Here is a 24168-nt window from a genome sequence, read left to right as displayed (position 1 = left end):
AAAGCCTTTAATGCTTTCAAATTTCATCCCTCTAAAGTTGGAGGCAATTAATATCCAAAAAAACACCTGAATAATAACCTATTTTTTGATAGCAAAATTAGTTAATTATAGAGACCTACTTATCCCCAAAAATTTGCACATCATCCACCATAAAAGCACCGTCTAGTGCGGCATTTTTTCCTGAGCCTGTGTAGCGAAAGGCAATATTGACTTTGCCTTTGAACGCACTTAAATCTATGGCGCCCGAGCCGATGAATTGGTACCAAGGGGTAGCCTGTTTGGGCACTGTGGCTTTCAAGGGAGTCCAAGTGGCGGTGGCAATGTTTACACCATCAAAATTGGTGGAAATGAAAACGTCTAAGGTATTCAGAGGCGAATCGACATCGAGATGGTGTTGGGCCGAGCGGAAGGTCAAGATTTCATTGGTGTAAATATCTAAGTCGATTTTGGGAGAAATTAACCAAGCTACATTTGAAACTACTTTGGTTCCAGATATCGCAAACTCGGCGTAACCATTGCCATTGTACACCGTGCCTTTCCATACTGGCGTTCCTTTTTGGGCTAAGTTCGTCCAGCCGGGTAAACTTAGATTGGTTTTATCGACTACTTTTTCAAAATCTTCCTTGAAGAAGGGTGTGATACTGGCGCCTGTTAAATTCACATCTTTTTCGGAACGGGCGATGAGTTGGTAATCGGTGCCAAATTTGGTCAAAATCCCTTTGACTTTTCCGCTTCCTTTTGGGACTGTTTTGGTGGCGAAATTGGCAAAGCTTGAGGTTCTAAAAATAACCTGATTCCCTAATTGGTCCATCAAATTCCAATTGGTGCCGCCACCGATGTCTTCGCTTTCTTCATAGTATTTTCGTCCTACAGCATCGGTAGTAAATTGTACGTTTTGCAATTCGACCAAAGTGTTTAAGTTGGCGTCATTCAGCAGTTCGGGAATGGTCGTGGCTTTGGTCAATTGCGATTCTTCGATAATGGTGCAAGAAGGGAACAGCACTTTTTTATAATCGTTTTGCGAAAGTCTACCCACGCCACCTTCATTATAGGAATTGACATATATAGCACCAATTCTGAGTCCACCGTAATTGATATCCGTATATTGATTTTTGAGTTGAAGGTAGACTTTGTTGCCCAATCGAAAATCGATGTATAAGTTGGTGGCATCGATAGGTACACTAAAACCAATGGCTGGCGAAGTAGGCGTGGCCAAGGTTTGAAAACTGATGGTTTTGAAAAAATTACCACCTTCGTCACTCGAAACCACATATGCTTCTATACTATCGTCATAAGGGTATTGCGCCACAATTGCATTGGCATTGGCTTTAACCTGAGCGACGGTTTGGTTGACTTTTAAATCAGTTTGGGTACATTCTAATTTTGGAAAGTCAAAATCTTCTTGAGCACAATTCGTCAAGAAGAAGGAAAAGACAAAAAGGATTGAAAGAGAAGAAATATAACGTTTCATACTTTTTAAATTTAACGAGGTTGATTATAAATTCAGATAGAGGGAGACAAAATAATTGCGGCCATAGCCTTGGAAATATTTGTTACCAAAATTGGGCGTACCACTAGAAATGTCTTGATTACGCGCCCTAAAATTGGCGTTCCGAGCTTGTTCATAACCACCTGTTTGATAATGCGTATCGAGGAGGTTAGAAACGCTTACAAAAAGCCCTAAATTTTTACCTCTTATTCGCCAAGATTTGCCGCCTGTAAAGTTCAAGAGGAGTAGCGGATCTAATTTTTCTTGTTGCAATAACACTTTGGCTCTTTCCTCGGTCGCTTCGGGAAATGGAAATCCATTGGCAGGGTTTCTGAAAAAAATTGCCGTTCGTGCTATAGGTGAAACCGACACATAAGATTCCGTGATAAAATTTAAGTTGGTACCTATCCACCAAAAATGCGGGTCTCTATATTCTATTCCAAGGCTAATGGCTTGTTGAGGCATTCCCTCTTGATAGTAATTTTTAAGAATGGCTTTTCCAAAATCAAAAACAGGATTGGTGTTTTGGAGCGAAGCTTGGGCATCATTGGTTACGGTAACGTTGGGGTTGCTGGCATAAATATACCGACCGTAAGCAGCTGCCAGTGTCGTTTTTAAGGTGCTACTAATAGGATATTCAAGACTTAATTCAGCACCCAAATTTTGTTTGTCAAGTCCCGTTAAGGTTTGTCCCACGAAGGCGTCAGTATTGGTATAGCCCGCACCGTCGTCAAAAATTCCTTCTGCATAAAAAAAGGAATGATTGGTAGTGTTTTTTTGTAACGCAAAATAAGTGGTCAAACGCATTTTCAAAAAAGGCGTTCGGTATTGATAAGTCGCTTCCAAACTGCTTTGGGTTTCGCTAGAAAGAGCAGCAACAATCGTATTATTCAACCGGGCGTTGGGAAATGTATTTTGAATTGTGGGGGCTTTACTTAAGTGGGCGGCATGAAATAAAAAGGCTTGCTTGCCAGAAATTTTATAGGTCATTCCAGCTTTGAATCCGAAATTTTCAAAGGTCACTTTAGCGCTCTTTCCTAAAGAATTGTTTTCGTAAATCCCGTTTTTGTACAATCCTTCGCGCTGATAACTGGTGCTAGAAAATTGTTGTCCTACATAAAAATGAATCGAATTAAATCGGAATTGAAACTGAGTAAATGCCTGTATGACTTGCGCTTTCATGAAATAATTATAGCCGTATTTATCGCCTTCGACCACTTGACGATTGGGATGATTCAAGTCGGATTGCGCTTGATCACCGGTATAAAACCCATCAATATCTTCAAAATACGAACCTCCCAAAAGATCGACCACTTTTTGATACTGCTGCGTTTTTGATGTTTTAAAATGAGCACCAGCCGTGATGGAAACATGCTCTGAAAATTGAGAATTCAAGAGACTATTGGCGGCCCAAACGGTTTCATCGGCTCGATCTTCATAGACGATATAGTTGCTTTTTGAAGGTTCGTACCTAAGAATGTTTCCTTTGCCATCCAAAACTGGTTTTTGATTGGCTTGGTAAAGCGCATTCCAATTGATTTGTGGATTTTCTAAAAAAGCTAAACGGCTTTTTTCGGCATTTTCGGTATCCGGAATGAAAGCTCCAGAAAATTCGCCGTTGTCTCGTTCGAAAAGTGAGCTGAAATAACTCGGCATTTTTCGATAATAAGTGGGGTCAGGATTATTGGCATTTTGAAAATCGATAGTGCTGTTGCTAATTTTTCCCCATTGGTAAAGCGCTGCGGATTGGAGTTGTGTTTTGTCGTTGATTTTGAAATAATGATTGAGTAGGAGTAGCGGCTCTTCTACGGTTTTGATTCTGGCGTTTCGTTTTTTGCCTTCTTGAAAGCCCCAATACGAATTGTATTGTGCGCCCATAAGTGCAAAAACTTCGGCAGTGTTGGGAGCGGTTTTCGCGCGTGAATTGGGAGTATAAATTCCGGTAAAATTGAACGCATGTTTTTCATTGATTTGCTTTTCGATACTGATAAAAGCCGAATTTCCATCAAAATGGGTGCCTTCGAAATAGGGATTTACTCCCATTCTTTTCCCCGCCGAAATCACCAATGCCCAACCCTTTTTGGAAACCCCTGAAGCATAAGTCGCCATCATGCGCCAGTTATAGGTGGTGTTAGTACCCGCAAAAGAGAGTCGTATTCCAGATCGATAGCTAGAAGCTCGGGTATTGATCTGTTGAGCGCCTAGAATTCCGCCAAAACTGTAGTCGAAAGCTGCGGTACCGATAGCAATTTCCTGGTTGCGCAACACATCGTTAATCCCACCCCAATCTCCCCATTGCGGCCGACCATCATAGAGTTTATTTAAGGCGATACCGTTCAAAAGCAACGTGGCATTTTCGGCATCGAGACCTCGAATTCTAAAACGACTTTGTCCCCATTGAAAAGCAGCGGCTTGCTGAAACACATCTCGAGAAGCTTGTAGTAACGGTGCAGTACTTTCGGAACTATTAAAATCATCGTTGAGTTGGTCCTCGTTGAGTGCAATAGTGGCACTTTGTTGCTCCAACATTAGGTCGGGGCTGAGTAGAATGGTGCCTAAATCAGACATCGTATTTCGATGAACGTTTACGGAAAGTAACTGATCCTTATAACCCTGAGAATGTACCAAAACATAATAGGTATTAGGCAAAAGCTGTTCAAATACGACCGTTCCTGTTGATGAAGTGAGTTGCAAAAAAGAAGTGTTTTGAATCGTGACCACTACTGAAGCAAGGGCGTTTTTGGATTGGGCCTCGATAACTTTTAGGGTAAATCCAGTTGCGTTTTGGGCATAATTTTTTTTAAACAATAAACATAAAAAAATAACCAATAGTTTTTTTTGCATAGGCGTTTTTATAAAATAAAAAAACAGCTTTAATGGAGGATCTTTTTAAGGAAATCCTCCAATAAAACAGTTTTTGGAGTGTAACACCCCAAATTAATTAATAAAACGTTTTTGGAAATTTGAGCATAAAAACTCAAATATTGTAAAAAATACAAAGTGGTATTTTGGAAGGTGTATTATATAAGTGCTTGATAATTAATTATTCTGTTTTATAAATGTAATACAAAAACTATTAAGATTTACAAAAATGCAATACTTTTTTTGAAAATAAAAATAGGTAGTCTAGCCCTGATGGGAACGGTATCCTTGTGGTTCCGGGGTTCGGGACCACAAGATATAGTGTACAGCAGGACGACTGGTCTTGAAAAGTAGGGACGTTTGCTCCTAAAAAACTACTCCTGTATTTTTATTTTAGAAACCATGATGGCGATGAGAAAACCAAAAATTCCAATGAAAGCAAAGGAAAATTGCAATCCAAAAGCTTCGGCAATGTGGCCAATAACGGGCGGCCCAATAAGGAAACCAAGAAAACTGATGCTAGAAACTGACGTTAAGGCTTGGCTGGTGGGAATGGTTGGGTGCTTTCCGGCTATGCTTAGCATGGTTGGAATAATGGTTGAAACTCCTAAACCTACGACCATAAACGCAAGAGTTGCGGGGATTAAATAAGGGAAAATGACTGCTGTGAGTAACCCGATCGAGATGAGACATCCGCTGATTTGCATGACTTTTTTGCGTCCTATTTTTTGAGTGAGTCGGTCGCCAAAAAAGCGTCCTAACGCCATCATGATCATAAATGAGGTATAGCCTAAAACACTCAAGGATCCTTTGACCTGGAGAACATCTTTGAAATATACGCCGCTCCAATCAAACATTACCCCTTCGCTAGCCATGCTACAAAAACCTATAATTCCTAACCACATCAAGGTGGTATCGACTTTAAAAAAAGATTGTTTCTTGGCTGCACCTTGACTTTCTTTGGCTTTGATTAAAAAAGTATAATTGGTGGCTACCAACACAAACACTGCTATCCCTACTATCACAAAATGAGTGTAAGTAGAAATATTGAATCCTAACAACACCAATCCGATTAGGGCTCCTGTAAATCCTGCCATGCTCCATACACCGTGAAAAGACAGCATAATGTTGCGTCGGAACAAGCCTTCGGTATAAACACCTTGGGTATTGACGGAAATGTTGGTTAAATTAGCGGTCAATCCCAAGAGATATAACCCAATTGCCAATTGCCATTCGGTTTGTGCCAAGCCCAAATTGGTCATACTAAATGTGTATAATAAAATTGAAATCGGTAAGGTGACATTACTGCCAAAACGGGTCACGATCTTGGCCGAAAAAAGCATCATGGTCAACTGCCCCAAAGGAAGCGCAAATAAAATCGTTCCCAATTCGCTCTCAGATAAATTGAGCTCTGATTTGATAGTGGGAATTCGGCTGGCCCAAGTGGCAAACACCAAGCCCATTCCAAAATAAAAAAAGGACACAGCCCAACGGATGCGTTTGAGGTAAGACTCCTTTACTTCGCTATACGCTTTCTTGTATTTTCCTTTCTTTTTGAGGCGTTCTAAAAAATTAAAATAAATCAATATAGTTGATTTTTAGTGTTTTACAATCAAATTTAATAAAAGGTTTTCAATTCAAATTTAAAACCTGTTTAAACTTTCTGCATTCTATATTATACCTGAATTCTTTTTTCCTCTTGATGACTTTGTATCGCGGCTTCAATGATTTGCATGACTTGTAGTCCTTCGTGAGCTGAAACGGGAACTGGTTTTCCGTGTGTAATGGCTTGATACATACCCTCAAAAAATGCATAGTAATTGCCTTGTAGTGTAGGTACTTTTTCTTTGATCACCTTCCCTCCTATTTCGGTATGCAACGCTCCTTGTAAGGCTTCGGGTTCAGTACCCCAAATGGTCACATTGGGTTTTTTGCCTAATTTTAATTCGTCTTCTTGCACATCGCCACGCGGTTTTAAGAAAGAGCCTTTCTTGCCGTGAAGCGTATACGAAGGATGTGGTTCTCGTACAAAAAAACCCGCTTTGAGTCGCACACGCAGTTCGGGATAAAATAAGGTAATATCGATCCAATCGTCTACCAAAGAATGAGCTCGTGTGATGCGAATATCAGCACTTACCGCTTTGGGAAAACCAAACAAACACAAGGCTTGATCAATAATGTGCGGCCCTAAATCTTTTAGAATTCCAGCACCTGCGTTTTGGGTTTCTTTATGAACTTTGGGACTCAAATTGGGATTATAGCGATCGAAATGAATCTCGGCTTCTACGATATCGCCAAGGATTTTGTCCTGCACTACTTTTTGAACGGTTTTGAAGTCACTATCCCATCTTCTGTTTTGAAAAACGGCCAAGTGTAGTCCTTTTTCTTCCGCCAAAGCAGCTAATTCTTGGGCTTCGGCAGCGGTAGTGGTGAAGGCTTTTTCTACTATGGCATGTTTTCCGGCTAGCAAGACTTGTTTGGCGTATTCATAATGTGTGCCTACAGGCGTATTGACAATTACCAAATCGCAATCGTCCTGTAATAACTCTTCTAGAGAAGCATAGCTCTTTACTCGAGGGAAATCAACTTGAATCAATTTCTTACTTCGTTCCCAAGCACCCGTTATTTCAAAACCAGGATGTAAATCGAGAAAAGGAGCATGAAATACTTTTCCAGACATGCCGTAGGAGAGTAAAGCTGTTTCTATTTTTTGCATAAATTAAGAGAGATTAAAAAATTGAAAGAATTTGGCAATTTGGCAAATTTACGTAGAATTATAAGGCCAGTTTCTTTTTGTATTGATTTTGGCCAAATTTTGACATTCGGCTTCAAGAATTGTTTCCTAAAAAATCAAACAAAAAAGAGTTGACGCATTTTTAATTCATAAGGAGACTACCGAATTAACAAACAATTAAAATCCTAAGTAGTATATTGCACCATCAAATAAAATATAAAACGCTATTTTTGTGCGTTATTTAAGAACTAAAAGTATACAATGGAAATCGTTATCAAGTTTGCTCAATTTTTATTGAGTTTGTCCTTATTAATTATTCTTCACGAATTGGGACATTTTATTCCTGCCAAATTATTCAAAACTAGAGTAGAGAAATTTTACTTGTTTTTTGACCTTAAATTTTCGTTACTTAAAAAGAAAATCGGCGAAACCGAATATGGTATTGGTTGGTTGCCTCTAGGTGGTTATGTAAAAATCTCTGGGATGATCGATGAAAGTATGGACAAGGAACAAATGGCCTTGCCCCCACAACCTTGGGAATTCCGTTCGAAACCCGCTTGGCAACGTTTGATTATTATGTTGGGAGGCGTTACGGTAAACTTCATTTTGGCTTTCATTATTTATATAGGAATGGCTTTTGTATACGGCGAGGATTTTGTAGCCATGAAGGATATGAAAGACGGATTACTAATTGAAAATCCGGTGATGAACAAAATCGGTTTTCAAACTGGCGATCATTTGGTGGCCATTGATGGTGAAAAAATCGAAAAATTCGACAGCGAAATCAACATCAAGCTTATCATGGGTAAAAAAATCGACATTGAACGCAATGGTGTTGCTCAAACCATCACTATGCCTGTTGATGTTGTTGACCAATTATCACAACTAGAAAAAGGGCCTCTTGTAGGCATCCGTATGCCATTTGCTATTACCGTTATTCCTGAAGAATCACTAAATAAACAATTACAAGCCAAAGACGTGATGGTTTCCTTAAATGGGCAACCTGCTAAATATTACGATCAAGTATCAGCTATCCTAAAAGCGAATAAAGGCAAAACCCTTCCAGCGGTTGTGATTCGTGATCAAAAAGAAGTACCGGTGCAAGTCATTGTTAATAACGAGGCCAAATTAGGCGTTCATGTTGGTGCACTAGGTTTAGAATCTTTAGAGAAATTAGGGTATTACAAAATCAGTAAACAAGAATACGGCTTCTTCGAATCGATCCCTGTGGGTATTGAAAAAGGAACCAATCAAGTATTAGGCTACGGCAAGCAATTGAAAATGATTTTCAATCCAGAAACCAAAGCGTACAAACAAGTGGGCGGATTTGCAGCTATTTTTAATATTTTTCCTAGTTCTTGGAGCTGGGAAGTATTCTGGAGTATCACGGCTTTGTTGTCAATAATGTTGGGAGTAATGAATTTATTGCCTATCCCAGCCTTGGATGGTGGCCATGTCCTATTTTTATTATACGAAATCATTAGCGGCAAAAAACCAAGTGACAAATTCTTAGAGAATGCTCAAATGGTTGGTTTTGTTTTACTTATCTCGTTACTTTTATTTGCCAACGGAAACGACATCTACAAGGCCATTGTGGGAAGATAAAAAAAATGAAAAAAAGTTCATTTTTTGTTTGCAGAACTTGAAATTAGGTGTATCTTTGCCACCGCTAAGACAAACAAACAATGTCAGTCATAGCAACAGAAAACGTTCCTACTACGCATTATAATACACAGTTTCCTCCTTAGCTCAGTTGGTTAGAGCATCTGACTGTTAATCAGAGGGTCCTTGGTTCGAGCCCAAGAGGGGGAGCTTAAAAGCCTGACAGCAATGTCGGGCTTTTTTTATGGAATAAACTTTTGAACTTGGTTCGAGTCCGCCGCGGCGGAGGAGCTTAAAAGTCTGACAGCAATGTTGGGCTTTTTTTATGCGTTAAAACCTTGGGTTGGATTTTGCTTTCATTCTAAAAAATTACCCTTTTGATTGTCATTTATTGATACAAATTACTTGTAAGATAATTTTGTTTTTTTTTCAATTTATTAAGTTACTTCCCAACACATTTTTTGTAAGTTTGTGTGGATAGTCATTAAAATGGCTATTCAGATTAGGAAATTGACCAAATGATGTATGCATTGAATAGGTTGACGGATGAGGAAATAGTAATTGTTGAGAAGAATTATTTTTTATATTTTAGAGATGATAAATTTTGTACATAATTGTTTAGACAAAAAAAATTTAATAATTTTTATACACGGTTTTATAGGCAGTGAGGAAACTTGGAAAAAAAATGATGGTTCAATGTCATTAATTGATTATTTAATTAAGGATACAGAAATATTTAATAATTTCAACATTGCACTATTTGAGTATCATACAGAATTACTTAATATTTTTCCTAAATCTAAAGCAGTCTTTAATTTTTTAACTAAAAATAAAAACCGAATAAATCTTCCAATACCCGAATTAAGTAAATTATTAGAATCAAGAATTCAATATACATGTGCAGATTATAAAAATATTATTCTAATAGGACATAGTATGGGAGGCTTAGTTGCTAAAAGATATATATTAGATAATTTAAAAAAAAATACTGATTCAAAGGTTAAATTATATGTATCGCTTGCAACACCACATTCGGGCTCTATAATAGCAAATTTTGGAAAATCATTAATCAACAATGTACAAGCAAATGATTTAGCCGCGTTAAGTGAAAGCATTACAGCCATGAATAATGAATGGGTTCAAAGTAAGAGTCTACCTAAAAGAATTTATGGACAAGGACTCTATGATAAAATAGTCTCTAAAGAAAGTTCAATTGCATTGGATGCCGACAGTCAATCAATAATATACTCTGACGATGATCATTTTAGCATAATCGTACCAAAAGAAAAAAATGTTATTGTTGATGCATTAATTTTTGAACTAAATGATTTTTTGAAGAATCAGAAAATTCAATCTATTGAGATTCATGAAAAATTTAATGATAAAGGACAGTATGATGAAGAGATATTTGTTTTAAAATTAATAATGGCAGATATTCATTCAACACTTTTGAGCAGTTCAAAAATGGCTTTTTATAATGCTGAATTTACAATCAGAAAACTTAAGTCATTAGGTGTTGAAATTAATACTTTGGAACCATTGTATACAAAAATTCAAGAATTGTATTTTATTGAATTTGGCGAGATGATAAACGGTATCCATAAGAATTCTAATGAACTTTTAACAGCAGTGCACAAAAAAATATTAGAAGAAGATAAAAAGCATTTAATTTCTTTATATCCACCTCTCCAAAGTATACAAAAATTTGGAATGTTACATCAGCTTGCTGATAAAGACAGTAGCATTTGGTGGGATAAAAAACACGATATAATTAGCTTCGAGGAGTTCAAAAAGGCATTAAATAAAGAATAATTATGGGAAGATTACCAATATATATTCCAGACGATGAAGTTAATTTAACTGTTGGAAAATTATTATTTCAACTTTTCATTCTTTCGGATTTTACAAAAAAAGAATTTGTGTTTAATCTTGAGAGGATTACCCAATTTGATTTTTTAACTAAGCATCCTATATTGTTAAATAAAATATTAGATGAAAAACATAAGAAAATATTAAGTCTTAATAACTCGGAAATTTATTCAATTGAAGCTATGTTCCCGAATAAAAGCCAGTTGTTTGATTTTACTAAAGTTAAATTAGTATTAAACATATTAATCTCATATGGTTTATTAGATATTAAAATTGGTGAGGATTCTCAAATTTATTACTTAATAAATGAAAATGGAATTAAATATGCTGATCAACTTGAATCAATATATTTTCAAAGGTTAAAAAAATTGTTATCACAAATGAAACCTTTATTAAGTATGACACATTCAAAAATTAATCAAATTATACAATCACATTTATAATATAATGGCACTAAAAATAGCAACACCTAAACTAATAGTAAATTATCTAATTCTAGTTGGAAGCAGAAAGAATTATGAAGTCCCATTTAAAAAAGGATTAAATATAATTTATGGTGATTCAGATACTGGTAAATCAAGTATACTTAATTTAATAAATTATTGTTTAGGTTCAAGTAAAATTGATTTTTATGATGAAATTGAAATTACAGGTAAATATTGCTTGCTTGAAGTTGCTTTACGAGGTGAAGTTTATACTATTAAAAGAGATATTTTTAAGCCAACTAGTGAAATAGAAGTCTATAAATGTTCACATAATGAGATAAATAATTTTTTTCCTAAATATTATTCACCGAATTATGTTCAAACTAGTGAAGATGGGTATTTTTCGGATTTTCTTTTATCGTCAATGAATATTCCAATTATTAAACTAAAAGAGGCTCCTAGTAAGGCCGATTCTAAAATGAAAAGATTGAGTTTTAGAGACGTTTTTAAGTATAATTATTTAGATCAAGATAAAATTGGAAATAAAAAAATTTTTGGAGACAACCAACCTTATTTAGTAAAATTACGTGAAACTTTTAAATTAATGTATAACGTATTAGATAGTCAAATATTAGAACTAGAAAAAATTATTGCAGAAAAAATCAATTTAAAAGGCGAATTAGAGAAAAAAAATAAATCAGTTTCCTCTTTCCTTAAAGAAACAGAAGTTGATTCATTAAAAGATTTGGAAGTAAAACTAGGAAATATTGATAATGAAGTAAATACAATCATTAATGAATTAAAAAATATTGATAAAGAAATTATTAAGGATAGTTCTGATTTAGATTATTTAAGAAAAGAAATTCAGCAAAAAGAGAGTGAAATTTCAGAAATTAGTCAAGAATTAAATGTTAATCAACAAGAAATTAGACAAAACATATCATTAAGAAATGAATATAGTAATGACATTAGAAAAGCAAATGCAACGTTAGAAGTCATAGATAAATTTCCAAAAATAGAAGATAGAAAGGCGGATTGTCCTATCTGTGAACAATCAATTAATTTAAGCAAACTAAAAGAACATTATACAAGTTCTGATTCAACAAGTATAAAAGGAGAATTAAATGGTTTAAGAAGAAGAAAAAAAGAAATTGAAAAAATTTATGATGCTCTTAAAGAATCTATTCAAAATAAAGAAGATAAAATTAAATCAAAAGCAGGTGAATTAGAAGAATTAAGGTTTTTATTAGATAAACAGTCTATAGATATTGTTTCTCCATTTATTAATAAAAGGGATGCTTTATCTCATAGAGTTGGTAGTTTAGAGAGTGATAGAAAAAATTTAAAACATTTTTATAAGATAAGAATTCAACAATCAATCAATGATGACGAAATAAAAGATTTAGACAGTAAAATAGGCGAACTTAACGGGACATTAAAAGATTTAAAAGAAAATGCACCAAAGTTAGATGCTGTCTTTAAAGATTTAGGCATAAAACTAAAAGATTTTGTAAATTTTGTTGGTGTTAAAAACACACAAAGTGTCATAATTTCTCCTAAAACATTTTTACCAAACATAAGAAATAGAGAGTATGAACAAATTACATCTGGTGGTGTAAGAACAATAACTTCGGTGGGCTATTTTATTAGTCTAATGCTTTATGCATCTGAAAACAGTGTAAATTACCCATCTTTTTTAATGATTGATACTATTGCAAAATATATTGGAAAGACTAAGGATAAAGATTTACTAGAAACAGATGTAAAAGAAGATATTGCTGAAGGAATGAATGATTCAAAAAAATATGAAAATATCTACAAGTATTTAATATCGCTTAATAAATCTTCAAATAGTTTTCAAATAATAGTTGTTGATAATGACATTCCAGAATCTATGAGTAGTGATTTAAAACCATATGTTAGAAAACATTATTCTGTCAATTCAAATATTGTTGGAGCTGAAATTGGTTTTATTAATGATGCTTCTCCTATTGATAATTTCAAAGATAAAATGAAATTATATGATGGATTGAGAGAAGAAATAGATGGAGATATTTTCTTTGATCTAGACGAAACGGAATAAAATTTCTGTAAATTAATAAAACTCATTGATAATTTTATACCACAATACATCCAATACCCTTGAACAAGTAAAGGAAAAACCTTTTAAATTGGAGAGAGACATTCAAAACCTTTTTGAAAACAATCTTTGAAACATTATGGGTTTGCAAATGGTGAAATCAGAGTTCACTATTAAGAACAAGCGTGGCTAAGGTAATTTTTTAATAAAACCGTTGTTTAAAGACTTGCAGGCTGAGTTTGGTAATGGTTTTTCTGTTAGTCAATTGGAGAGGAATCGCCAATTTTACAGAACGTTTCCAATTGTGAACGCAGTGCGTTCACAATTCAATAAATCATAAATAGAATGGAACTAAAAAAAGAATTTATTGTATTTACCAACGGAACAGCAATTGATGGATGAAGTAAAGAAAGAGATTGAAAAACTGAGCAAGGGAAAATAAGTTTGAAATGAAACTTAGTATTAGAACAGGATTAAGCTTAACCTATTTAGTTTTAAATTCACCATAGCTGTAAACAACCAAAGCCCGACAAATTTTCTTGCCGGGCTTTGTTTATTTATACATCTTAATTGAAAGATTTCAAGAAACGCATTAGAATTTGCTCTTCGATTGCGCTACCATTAACGTTTTAAGTTTAGGAATTAAAATATCCTCTCAAAATGAAAACACACCCCAAGCCCCTCTCGAGAGGGGAGTATTGCTGCTTAAAAGAAAACGTTTACATAGCATAATGTCATCTTATATTGCTTTTTTAGTTTAAAATGATATCTCAGTGTGACGCATTGGAATTTGGAATTTCTTTTTTGAGATTTCCATTTTTAAATAACCATCGTCAACTGAATGCGTTTTCTTTCTTCATCGACTTCGGTTACTTTTACTTCAACGTGTTGGTGGAGTTTGACTACTTCGTTGACATCGCTTACGAAACCCGCTTTGAGTTGGGAAATGTGTACCAAACCGCTTTCTTTGATTCCGATATCAACAAAGCAACCAAAATTGGTGATGTTGTTTACGATTCCGGGCAAAATCATTCCGGTTTTCAAATCTTTAATGGATTTGACATTCGGGTCGAATTCAAATATTTTGGCCGATTTTCTTGGATCCAATCCTGGTTTTTCGAGCTCTTTGAGGATGTCTTTGATACCCAAAATCCCAATTTCGGGTGTTACGTAGTTTTCGGGTTTGATGAGCGCAATTTTTTCTTTGTTGGCAATCAAATCAGTAACAGAAGTTTTCAAATCTTTGGCCATTTTTTCTACTATGGCATAAGCTTCGGGATGTACTGCCGAATTGTCTAATGGATTTTTACCATTGGCAATTCGGATAAATGCTGCGCCTTGTTGGAAGGCTTTATCTCCCAAACGCGGTACTTTTTTGAGTTGTTTTCTATCGTCAAAAGGACCATTTTCAGAACGATACGTCACTATATTTTCGGCCAGCTTTTCTCCAATACCACTCACATAACTCAACAAATGTTTGCTAGCTTTTTTGTACAATATTTTCAACCCAAATTATTAATTGAGTTCAGGTTATTAATGAGATAAAAAAATATTTTTTAAAAATAAGTTTTATATCATAAAATTTATTTTAACTTTGTTAAAAATATTTTTAACTTTATTAAAATGAAATTACCAATTGTTTGCCCAAGTTGTGAAAATGCTTTACGGGTTAGTCAAATGAAATGCGATCAATGTGAAACCGAAGTAAACGGAAATTATGATTTGCCACTTTACTTAAAATTGACCAGGGATGAACAAGATTTTGTTTTAGAATTTTTTTTATCCAGCGGCAGTATAAAAGAAATGGCAAAACAAGCCGGAAACTCCTATCCTACTATGCGCAATAAAATGGACGATTTGATCGAAAAAATTAAAAATTTAAAATCATAGTTATGAATTGGCAAAGTATTTTTAATCCTTTTTCTAGATATTCAGAGAAACAATTGTTCCTTGTTGGTTTCGTCTTTTTAATTGTAAATTGTTTTGTTTGTTTTTTTACTAAAACACAAATGGATAGTATTTTTCATTTTTCTGACAATAAGAATCTAACTATTGAGTATGCCTTTATATTCGTAGGTATCAGTATACTATCTGCAATTGTATTTCTATTTTTATTTGCGCTAATACTAAATAAGAAAACTAGGTTTATCGACATTGTAAACACCGTATTAATTTCTCAAATGCTTAATTGTATTGTCCTTCTTTGTATAAAATTTAGCGGAATGGATGCATTGGCTAAAAACTTAAAAATAAATTCAGGAATTGGAGGAACTGTTGATTTAATTCAATTTACTTTTTCTGTTTTAATAGTTCTTGGTATTTCGATGTACGGTTTTGTTTTAATTTATAATGGTTTTAAAACAGCTACAAATTTTAAGAAATGGTATCATATTATTTTATTCGTAGTTCTATTATTCATTTTTATATTGTTTCACCAGGTTTATATTCAAAATTTATTGGTGATATAAACTAAAAATCAAAATTCTTTTCCTTTCAAAATTTACTTTGACAAAAACCAAAATTTGTCAAGGTTAGAAAACTATTGTCTACTAATTTAATTAACTAATCATTATGAAAACTAAAATTTTAAGCATTTTACTATTAAGCATTCAGTTTATTTTTGCACAAGAAATAACGGGTTCTTGGCAAGGTGAACTAGACGTTCAAGGAATGAAATTGCCACTGGTTTTTCACATTAAAAAAGAGGGTGAAAAACTTATTTCAACTCTTGACAGTCCAAAACAAGGGGCCACAAATATTCCGGTTAGTACAACAAGCTATTCTGCTGATCAATTAACGCTTGAGCTTCCTGCATTAGGAATCTCCTACTCCGGAAAAGTAACAAATGAAAGCATTAACGGCACTTTTAAACAAGGTGGAATGGAATTACCCTTGATACTTTCTAAAATTAAAGGTGATGAGCTTGCGCCAAAATTGAACAGACCACAAACTCCAAAAGCACCCTTTACATATAAAACAGAGGAAGTAACTTTTGTCAATCCTTCAGACAAAAATACTTTAGCTGGCACATTATCTGAACCTAACAATTTCAATAAAAAACAGCCCATTTTGATTATGATTACGGGTTCAGGTAAACAAAATCGTGATGAAGAACTTTTTGGTCACAAACCATTTGCAGTAATCGCTGATGATTTTGCTAAAAAAGGTATTGCTACACTCAGGCTAGACGATCGCGGAATTGGTGGTTCATCAAAAGGGAGTAATGAAGATACTTCATTAAATTTTGCAACAGATATCAATGCAGCAGTACAATTTTTAAAAGCAAAAGGTTTTGAAAACATTGGTTTAATTGGTCATAGCGAAGGAGGAATGATTGCTCCCATTGTAGCTAGTACAAACAAAGACGTTAAATTTTTAGTCTTAATGGCTGGACCAGGTCAACCTATAAACGAACTTTTGATACAGCAAATTTACTTGGGAGGAAAACTAGCGGGAATGAGTGACGAAGAGCTTCAAAAAAGCAATAAAATAAACAGAATGATCTATGATTTTATAAAAAATTACAAAGGCACCTCTTTTGATGCCGACTTTGATAATTTTATTAAAACCTCAGGAGAAGGAGTAGCAGAAGCTGAAAAAAAACAAATTAAAAATGCCTGGTTCAGATACTTTATTGCTTTTAATCCAGACGAATACGTTTCTAAGGTAAAGATTCCGGTTTTGGCTATCAACGGAAGTTTGGATTTTCAAGTACCTGCAAAAGAAAATTTGGAAGCTATAAAAAAATCATTGACAAAGGCTAAAAACAAAAATTTCGAAACCTACGAATTTCAAGGCATGAATCATCTTTTTCAGGAATGTACAACGGGTGCTATCAACGAATATGCCGAAATTGAGCAAACAATTTCACCAAAAGTGCTTGATAAAATGAGCTCTTGGATAATCGCTATAAAATAAAAACCGTCTGCTTACAAATTTAGAAATCCCAAAATTCAATGAACAGTATGAATTTTGGGATTTTTCTATTTTACAAAACCATCGTCAACTGAATGCGTTTTCTTTCTTCATCGACTTCGGTTACTTTTACTTCAACGTGTTGGTGTAGCTTCACCACTTCATTTACGCACCTTAAAAAGCCTGCTTTGAGTTTGGAGATATTTCTTATGCAATAATATGTTTATTGCATAAGAAATTATTTATGAAAATATGTTTATATTTGAAAAAAATCTAGTAAATCTACTAAACTTTAAATTGGTACGTTTGAAAATCCTCGTCCGTTCGACTAAAGAGGCGTATGACAAAATATCAAAATAAAGTAACGGCCCATGCAATAACAAACAATCGTATCGATTACTGGTACCAAAAAAAAACAATAAATACCTACACATGAAAAAAACTTTGCTCTTTTTAATTTTCTTTTTACAATTCTTTACAATATCTGCTCAAAATCTAGCAGATGTAGAACACAACTTTGGTCCAAGACCGGGATTCGGCGGTGGAGTAACGCATATGCTCACTCAACCTGATGGGAAGATAATTATCAATGGATCTGGCTACAGGAACGCGCCAAGCAAAGTATTAATTCGTTTAAATCCTGACGGTAGTGTCGATCCTACATTTAATTATATCCATGACATTAATTTTACTATAAAATGTCTTGCTTTACAACCGGATGGCAAAATACTTATAGGAGGTAATGATTACTATGGTAAAACTTGGGCTATACGTTTAAATGAAGATGGCAGTAAAGATGACTCTTTTCAAATAGAAGTTGTTATTCAAATTGCGTCTTTTGTAAATTCTATAACATTGCAGCCTGATGGAAAAATACTTATAGCAAATGACAGTAGTTCAAGAAACTTAAGTTCGAAATATTTGATTCGTTTGAACGCCAATGGAAGTGTTGATACAACTTTTAATATAGGAACCGGATTTGATGATAATCTTGACGCAGTAGCTGTTCAAGGTGATGGAAAAATAATTGTTGGCGGTCATTTTAGTACTTTTCGGGGAGTTAAAGAAACTGAAATAGTACGTTTAAATCCAGATGGTACCAAAGACACTTCATTTATTACAGGAACAGGATTTCCAGGTGGTGGAATATATTCTATTGTAATGCAAAATGACGGAAAAGTAATTATTGGCGGTGGCTTTTCCAGCTATCAGGGAGTGGCTCAGAAATATTTGATCCGTTTAAATGCCGATGGCAGTAAAGACACTTCCTTTACTACCCCAACTGATTTTCAAATTATGAATTATCAAAGTATTAACAAAATAAGCTTACAGCCTGATGGTAAATTGATTGTAAACTTTTATAAATATAATGATAATGATACTGTTTATCGTTTTAATGCTGATGGTAGTTTTGATGGTTCTTTTCCAGGTGCTTCTTTTAAAAATGGAGCAAATCTGCTTAGCGGGAAAATGGAAGCCAATGTTCTTTCAATAGCTCTTTTAAATAATGGAAAAATACTTATTGGTGGTGATTTTACTTACTGCCGGCAAATTATTGACAGAGGTATAGTTTGTTTAAATGCTGATGGCAGTAGGGACTCTTCTTTCAATAAAGACACAGGTTTTGATGCATCTGTGTATTGCTCAGCGGTACAAACGGACGGAAAGACCTTGGTAGGAGGATATTTTGACAATTTTCAGGGAGTTACACAAAAAAAACTGATTCGCTTAAATCTTGATGGAAGCAAGGACACTTCATTTAACCCTCAGTTTCAATTCAATGATGAAGTTCAGTCTATACTGTTGCAATCGGATGGGAAAATATTTGTAAGAGGAAAATTTACGGATTATGGGGTTTCAGGTAGAAGTTACTTGGTGCGACTAAATCCTGATGGTACGCTGGATTCTTCCTTTATTAAGACATTTGGATATGATTATAATGTTGAAGTTATTGCTTTGCAACCCGATGGAAAAATACTCTTAAGTGGTTTTGTTGATAATTATCCGAACCTGCCTTATAGAAAATTGTTTCGTCTGAATATCGATGGTACTCAGGATATCTCTTTTACAGCTGGATATAGTTCTGATTTTACTAAAGGAATTTCTTCTATAGTAGCACAACCTGATGGTAAAATACTTGTAGGAGGGGCATTTGCTACTTTTAATGGAATTGCTCAAAAGTATTTGGTTCGTTTAAATCCGGACGGAAGCAAAGACACTTCGTTTGATATTGGAACGCTTTATGATTTTGCAATTGGTGTTGGAAATCTAACTTTGCAGCCTGATGGAAAAATACTAGTAGCTGGTCTTTTTTCTCCAACTAATGGAGATTATCAAAATTATCTGATTCGTTTGAATGCTGATGGAAGTAAAGATCCTTCGTTTACTCAGTCGGTTGGACAAGATGTTGCACGAACAGGATATGGTATAGAAATTAGTTCTTTGGTTTTACAGCCAGACGGAAAAATACTTGTAGGAGGCGAATTTGATACTTTTCAGGGAATTTCGACAAGCCGTTTAACCCGCTTAAATACTGATGGAACTATAGACACTTCCTTTGATACAGGAAACCGATTTCCAGCTCCGATTTACTCACTTTCTTTATTTCCTGATGGAAAAATTAATGTTAGCGGCGTGTTTTCTTCCTATAAAGGTTTTTCTTCTTCTTATATCATTCGTCTGAAAGGAACGCCTGTTACGCCTTCTGTAAATGCAACAACGATTCAAACAAATGCTGCTTGTATAGGCAGTGCTACAGGTTCGGCTTCAATAATAAATGTTTATGACGGAAAAGCACCTTATACCTACCTTTGGTCTAATGGCGCAACAACTAAGGAAGTTACGGGATTAACAGCCGGAAATTATTCTTGTAAAATAACAGATAGTGAATCTTCAACAATAACTAAGAATTTTATAATCATCACAGATGCTGATATTCAAGAACCAACTATCAAAGCTCCGGCAGCGGTAATGGTAAATGCAAATGTAGATTGTACAGCAACAGGCGTTGTATTAGGAGTTCCAGTAGCATCAGATAACTGTAGTATAGCTTCAGTAACAAATGATGCTCCGGCTGTTTTTCCTGTAGGAAATACAACCGTGAACTGGACGGCAAAAGATGCAAGCGGTAATGTTGGAACATCTACACAGATAATAACGGTAAAAGACGCTACTTTTCCTACCATTACCGCTCCGGCAGCAGTAACGGTAAATTTGCCTAATACAGGTTGTTTCACATCAGCAGTTACACTGGGAACACCCGTAACAGGTGATAATTGTTCGGTAGCTTCAGTAACTAATAATAATCCAAGATTTTTCGATTTAGGAACAACAATTGTAACCTGGACTGTAAAAGATAAAAGCAATAATACTGCAACGGCAACCCAAAAAGTAACAGTAAAAGATGTAACACCGCCAACGATAACGGCTCCGGCAGCAGTAGTGGTAAATACCACATTAAATTGTAAAGCAACAGGAGTTGCATTAGGAACTCCAGTAACTCGTGATAATTGTTCTGTTGGTCAGGTTACCAATAATGCTCCGGCAAGTTTTCCTATAGGAGAAACAATAGTAACATGGACAGTAAAAGACGCAAGTAATAATAGTTCGACTGCAAAACAAATAGTAACAGTAAAAGGTCTTGATATTACAGTTACGAATAGTGCTGGCACACTATCTGTTGCCGAAACCGGAGCAGTCTATAAATGGTTTATATGTGATAATGGTACTTCTACAGTGATTCCAAATGAGATCAATTCTAATTTTACACCCAAAAAATCAGGAAGCTATGCTGTTGAAGTTACCAAAAATGGCTGTTCTTTAACCAGTCCTTGTTTTGTGATGAATACCCTGGGGACAAAAGATTTTGATTTAGAAAATTCTTTAAAGTTATTTCCAAACCCAACAAAGGAATTCGTTACAATTGAAACGAATGCTCTAAATAATACCAAATTGAAAATATTTGATGTAAATGGACAATTTATCCTTTCAAAAGTATTAAAAACAAACTCGAATACTGTAAACATTTCACATTTAGCTTCTGGTGTTTACATATTTGAAATTTCAAATGATAATGGAAAAGCGATCAAAAAAGTGATCAAAAAATAGATTTAAGTATTAAAAAAATGACCATAAAAAAAGTCCCGACAATATCGGGACTTTTTTATTTTACAAAACCATCGTCAATTGAATACGCTTCCTATCCTCATCAACCTCCGTTACTTTTACGGTAACGTGTTGGTGGAGTTTGACTACTTCGTTTACATCGCTTACAAAGCCTGCTTTGAGCTGAGAAATGTGTACCAAACCACTTTCTTTAATACCCAAGTCTACAAAACAACCAAAATTGGTAATGTTATTGACAATTCCGTTCAAAATCATTCCTGTTTTTACGTCTTTAATTGTTTTTACATTCGGATCAAATTCAAAAACCTTCGCTGCTTTTCTCGGGTCTAAACCTGGTTTTTCTAATTCTTTAATAATGTCTTTTAAAGTCAATAAACCTATTTCAGCCGTAACATAATTTTCTGGTTTAATTAAGGCTGTTTTCTCCTTGTTAGCAATCAAATCAGTTACTTTCAACTTCAAATCTTTGGCCATTTTTTCTACAATTGAATAAGCTTCGGGGTGAACGGCCGAGTTATCCAGTGGGTTTTTTCCGTCTTTAATTCGAATAAAAGCTGCTCCTTGTTGAAAAGCCTTTTCGCCCAAACGAGGTACTTTTTTGAGTTGTTTTCGATCTTCAAAAGGACCATTTTCTGAACGGTAATTCACAATATTTTCGGCTAGCTTCTCTCCTATTCCACTCACATAGCTCAACAAATGTTTACTCGCCGTATTGATGTTGACACCCACAGAGTTTACACATCGAACCACCGTTGTATCCAGTTCTTCTTTCAATTTACTTTGATCCACATCGTGCTGGTATTGGCCTACGCCAATGGCTTTTGGGTCAATTTTTACCAACTCGGCCAAAGGATCACTCAATCGGCGACCGATAGAAACCGAACCCCGAACCGTGACATCAAAATTTGGGAATTCTTCACGAGCAATTTTTGATGCCGAATATACTGAGGCACCAGCCTCTGAAACGATGAAAACCTGAACCGCTCTATCAAAAGCAATTTTTTTGATAAAGAATTCGGTTTCGCGCGATGCTGTTCCGTTTCCTATTGAAATTGCATCAATATTATAGGCGTTTACCATTGATTTTATCTTTTTCATGGCCATAGCGGTTTCATTTTGTGGCGCGTGCGGATAGATGGTTTCGTTGTAGAGCAAATCGCCTTTTTCGTCCAAACAAACCACTTTACAACCCGAACGAAATCCTGGGTCGATGGCTAAAATTCGTTTTTCGCCCAAAGGTGGAGCCAATAATAATTGCCCTAAATTATTCGCAAAAACCTGAATGGAATTGGCATCGGCTTTGGCTTTGGCTTCTTGCAAGGTTTCGTTGGCAATGGCAGGTTGCAGCAATCTTTTGTAAGAATCTTCAATAGCCAATTGTACGTGCGATGTACTTGGACTTTGACCTTTCAACACCAATTCGTCGATTACATCATAGGCCTCGTCAATATCAGCTTCTACTTTGAACTTGATGAACCCTTCATTTTCGGCACGCAGCATCGCCAAGAGTCGGTGCGAAGGTGCTTTGGTCAACGGTTCAGACCAATCGAAATATTGGTTGAATTTTTGTGCTTCTTGTTCGTCTTTTTTCGTTTTGACTACTTTGGTGGTGATGGTGGCTTTGCGTTCGTACAAACGGCGCAGTTGTTTACGAACATAAATATTTTCGTTAATCCATTCGGCAATAATTTCTCTGGCGCCTTGTAAAGCCGCTTCTTCATTGAGAATGGCATCGTTCAAGTATTGCGTAGCCAAGAAATCGACATCGTCATTTTTCTGTGCCATTATAATTTTGGCCAAAGGTTCTAGTCCGTTTTCACGAGCGACATCGGCTTTGGTTCTTTTTTTCTTTTTGTACGGCAAATACAAATCCTCCAACTCTTGTAGGTCAAAACTTTGTTGGATTTTTTTATCCAATTCGGGAGTCAATGCGTTTTGCTCTTCGATGGATTTGAGGATGGCTTCTTTTCGTTTCAAGATGGCCTCGTACTCTTTTTGGAGTTTGGCAATTTGTTCGATTTGTATTTCGTCTAGATTGCCGGTGGTGTCTTTTCGGTAACGCGAAATAAAAGGAATGGTACAATCTTCTTGTAATAATTGAACCGTGTTTTGAATGTTTATGGATGCGGTAGCTACCTTTTGGGCGATGAATTGTAGGTTGGTCATTTTTTGAATTTTTCGGACGGCTAAAATAGCTAAATTTACTCTAGCTCTTTTGGACTTGGTGGTAGAAAATTTTCTCCTGTTACTACACTTTTTCCAGTTTTCTCTTCTAAAGCTAGTCGGGCGTTTTTGGCAATTGCTCCTCCTTTCTTACTGGCTTTTGCATTTTCTAAAAGCCCCTTGGCTTCTTCTGTTTCGGCAATTTGTCGGGTAGAAAGTTCTGCGAGAGCTGTAAAAATTAATTCAGCTTCCGTCATATGATCTCTTAAATTTTGAGTTTTCAGGCCTTTTATTTCTTTATGATTTTTAACAGATAATCCTGTCCATTCCTAGTGAATGATATTGGTCAACATTGCAAATTCATCCTGTTTTTCAACACCAGATTCTTTCCAATAATCGGTTAATTTATTGCGAGTCTCCTGTCCAGTCATTCGTTGCTGAATCCATTTTTCGCTACGTCCCAATTTTTGCCAATTTTCACGAGCACGGTCTAAACTTTGGGTGGGATCTGCCAATTCTTGCATTCGTTCATAGCCCACTTTTGCTAACCATTGCTTGAACGGTTCTGCTTTTGGAGAAGGAATGGATTGAATTAAGCGCAATAAAGTTTCCGTATCGGCGGTATCTGTCAATCTATTTTTACCATCTTCGGCAAGCATTTTCAACTGTACGATTTTATCGTACGCTTCACTTCCTTCGTTATTTAGCTTCTTCTTTAAATCAATCCAATATCGTTTAGGGATAGTACTATCTGTTAAAATCTGAATAACATCAATAACTGAGAAATACCAAATTTCTTTTTCAGCATCGTAATGGCTACGTACTTTTTTGGCTTCGAATAATTTAATTGGGCTCATAATTAATTAGATTTTTATGACTTAAATAAGGATTCTAAATATAAGAA

15 protein-coding genes, 1 tRNA gene and 2 pseudogenes are annotated in these 24168 nt (G+C 35.2%); 9 read left to right on the top strand and 9 right to left on the bottom strand.

All coding sequences use genetic code 11. From position 1 onward, the window contains the following. Positions 1-115: 115 nt before the first annotated feature. The 4 genes from BXU11_RS01655 to BXU11_RS01640 all read right to left on the bottom strand — a co-directional run bounded on the left by BXU11_RS01655 (position 116) and on the right by BXU11_RS01640 (position 7067). Entirely contained in the window at positions 116-1471 is a 1356-nt protein-coding gene (locus tag BXU11_RS01655; protein WP_078210784.1) for a DUF5689 domain-containing protein, read from the bottom strand. A 24-nt stretch (positions 1472-1495) separates the two neighbouring features. Further along, positions 1496-4333, bottom strand: coding sequence for a TonB-dependent receptor (locus BXU11_RS01650; protein WP_078210783.1), 2838 nt, complete (start codon positions 4331-4333; stop codon positions 1496-1498). Positions 4334-4725: 392 nt separating this feature from the next. Next, complete coding sequence (locus tag BXU11_RS01645) at positions 4726-5937, bottom strand: MFS transporter (RefSeq protein WP_078210782.1); 1212 nt, start codon at positions 5935-5937, stop codon at positions 4726-4728. 89 nt (positions 5938-6026) lie between these two features. Continuing rightward, positions 6027-7067, bottom strand: a complete 1041-nt coding sequence (locus tag BXU11_RS01640) for a Gfo/Idh/MocA family oxidoreductase (RefSeq protein WP_078210781.1) — start codon at positions 7065-7067, stop codon at positions 6027-6029. Between the two features lie 279 nt (positions 7068-7346). Between BXU11_RS01640 and rseP the strand changes: the two genes are divergently transcribed. From rseP to BXU11_RS01615, 5 genes are all read left to right on the top strand, one after another. Further along, complete coding sequence (gene rseP, locus BXU11_RS01635) at positions 7347-8690, top strand: RIP metalloprotease RseP (RefSeq protein ID WP_024980526.1); 1344 nt, start codon at positions 7347-7349, stop codon at positions 8688-8690. Positions 8691-8823: 133 nt separating this feature from the next. After that, positions 8824-8897: transfer RNA gene (locus BXU11_RS01630), tRNA-Asn, on the top strand. Positions 8898-9251: 354 nt separating this feature from the next. Next, positions 9252-10499, top strand: coding sequence for an ABC-three component system protein (locus tag BXU11_RS01625; protein ID WP_139363426.1), 1248 nt, complete (start codon positions 9252-9254; stop codon positions 10497-10499). Between the two features lie 2 nt (positions 10500-10501). Beyond that, positions 10502-10999 (top strand): ABC-three component system middle component 4, encoded by a 498-nt coding sequence (locus BXU11_RS01620; RefSeq protein ID WP_078210779.1) that lies wholly within the window; start codon positions 10502-10504, stop codon positions 10997-10999. Between the two features lie 4 nt (positions 11000-11003). Then, positions 11004-13064, top strand: coding sequence for an AAA family ATPase (locus tag BXU11_RS01615; protein ID WP_078210778.1), 2061 nt, complete (start codon positions 11004-11006; stop codon positions 13062-13064). Positions 13065-13880: 816 nt separating this feature from the next. On the opposite strand, the pseudogene BXU11_RS01610 reads toward BXU11_RS01615, so the two are convergent. Next, positions 13881-14546 (bottom strand): annotated as a pseudogene (locus tag BXU11_RS01610) (helix-hairpin-helix domain-containing protein); the annotation flags it as partial. Positions 14547-14684: 138 nt separating this feature from the next. Here BXU11_RS01610 and BXU11_RS01605 point away from each other — a divergent pair. The 3 genes from BXU11_RS01605 (at position 14685) to BXU11_RS01595 (ending at position 16979) form a co-directional block, all read left to right on the top strand. Further along, the gene (locus BXU11_RS01605) at positions 14685-14951 is read left to right on the top strand and encodes a DUF2089 family protein (RefSeq protein WP_078210777.1); all 267 of its coding nucleotides are present in this window, start codon (positions 14685-14687) and stop codon (positions 14949-14951) included. A 2-nt stretch (positions 14952-14953) separates the two neighbouring features. Further along, positions 14954-15529, top strand: a complete 576-nt coding sequence (locus BXU11_RS01600; protein WP_078210776.1) for a hypothetical protein — start codon at positions 14954-14956, stop codon at positions 15527-15529. 103 nt (positions 15530-15632) lie between these two features. After that, a complete protein-coding gene (locus tag BXU11_RS01595) occupies positions 15633-16979 on the top strand; it encodes a S9 family peptidase (protein ID WP_078210775.1) in 1347 nt (448 codons plus the stop codon). Positions 16980-17049: 70 nt separating this feature from the next. Here BXU11_RS01595 and BXU11_RS18570 read toward each other — a convergent pair. After that, positions 17050-17181: pseudogene (locus tag BXU11_RS18570) on the bottom strand (S1 RNA-binding domain-containing protein); the annotation flags it as partial. A gap of 227 nt (positions 17182-17408) precedes the next feature. Here BXU11_RS18570 and BXU11_RS01585 point away from each other — a divergent pair. Next, complete coding sequence (locus BXU11_RS01585; RefSeq protein WP_078210773.1) at positions 17409-21083, top strand: HYR domain-containing protein; 3675 nt, start codon at positions 17409-17411, stop codon at positions 21081-21083. 60 nt (positions 21084-21143) lie between these two features. Here BXU11_RS01585 and BXU11_RS01580 read toward each other — a convergent pair whose 3' ends face one another. The 3 genes from BXU11_RS01580 to BXU11_RS17985 form a co-directional block, all read right to left on the bottom strand. Further along, positions 21144-23267, bottom strand: a complete 2124-nt coding sequence (locus BXU11_RS01580) for a Tex family protein (protein WP_078210772.1) — start codon at positions 23265-23267, stop codon at positions 21144-21146. Between the two features lie 35 nt (positions 23268-23302). After that, positions 23303-23521, bottom strand: coding sequence for a hypothetical protein (locus BXU11_RS17990; RefSeq protein WP_223253646.1), 219 nt, complete (start codon positions 23519-23521; stop codon positions 23303-23305). Positions 23522-23593: 72 nt separating this feature from the next. Beyond that, positions 23594-24121: a BRO family protein gene (locus BXU11_RS17985; RefSeq protein ID WP_223253645.1), complete on the bottom strand. Its 528-nt coding sequence runs from the start codon at positions 24119-24121 to the stop codon at positions 23594-23596. Between the last annotated feature and the right edge of the window lie 47 nt (positions 24122-24168).

It is taken from the genome of Flavobacterium sp. LM5, from assembly GCF_002017945.1.
In the GTDB taxonomy this organism is placed as follows: Bacteria; Bacteroidota; Bacteroidia; order Flavobacteriales; family Flavobacteriaceae; genus Flavobacterium; species Flavobacterium succinicans.
The sequence above is the reverse complement of the archived record's forward strand: the minus strand, read 5'-3'. Positions and strand labels throughout refer to the sequence as shown.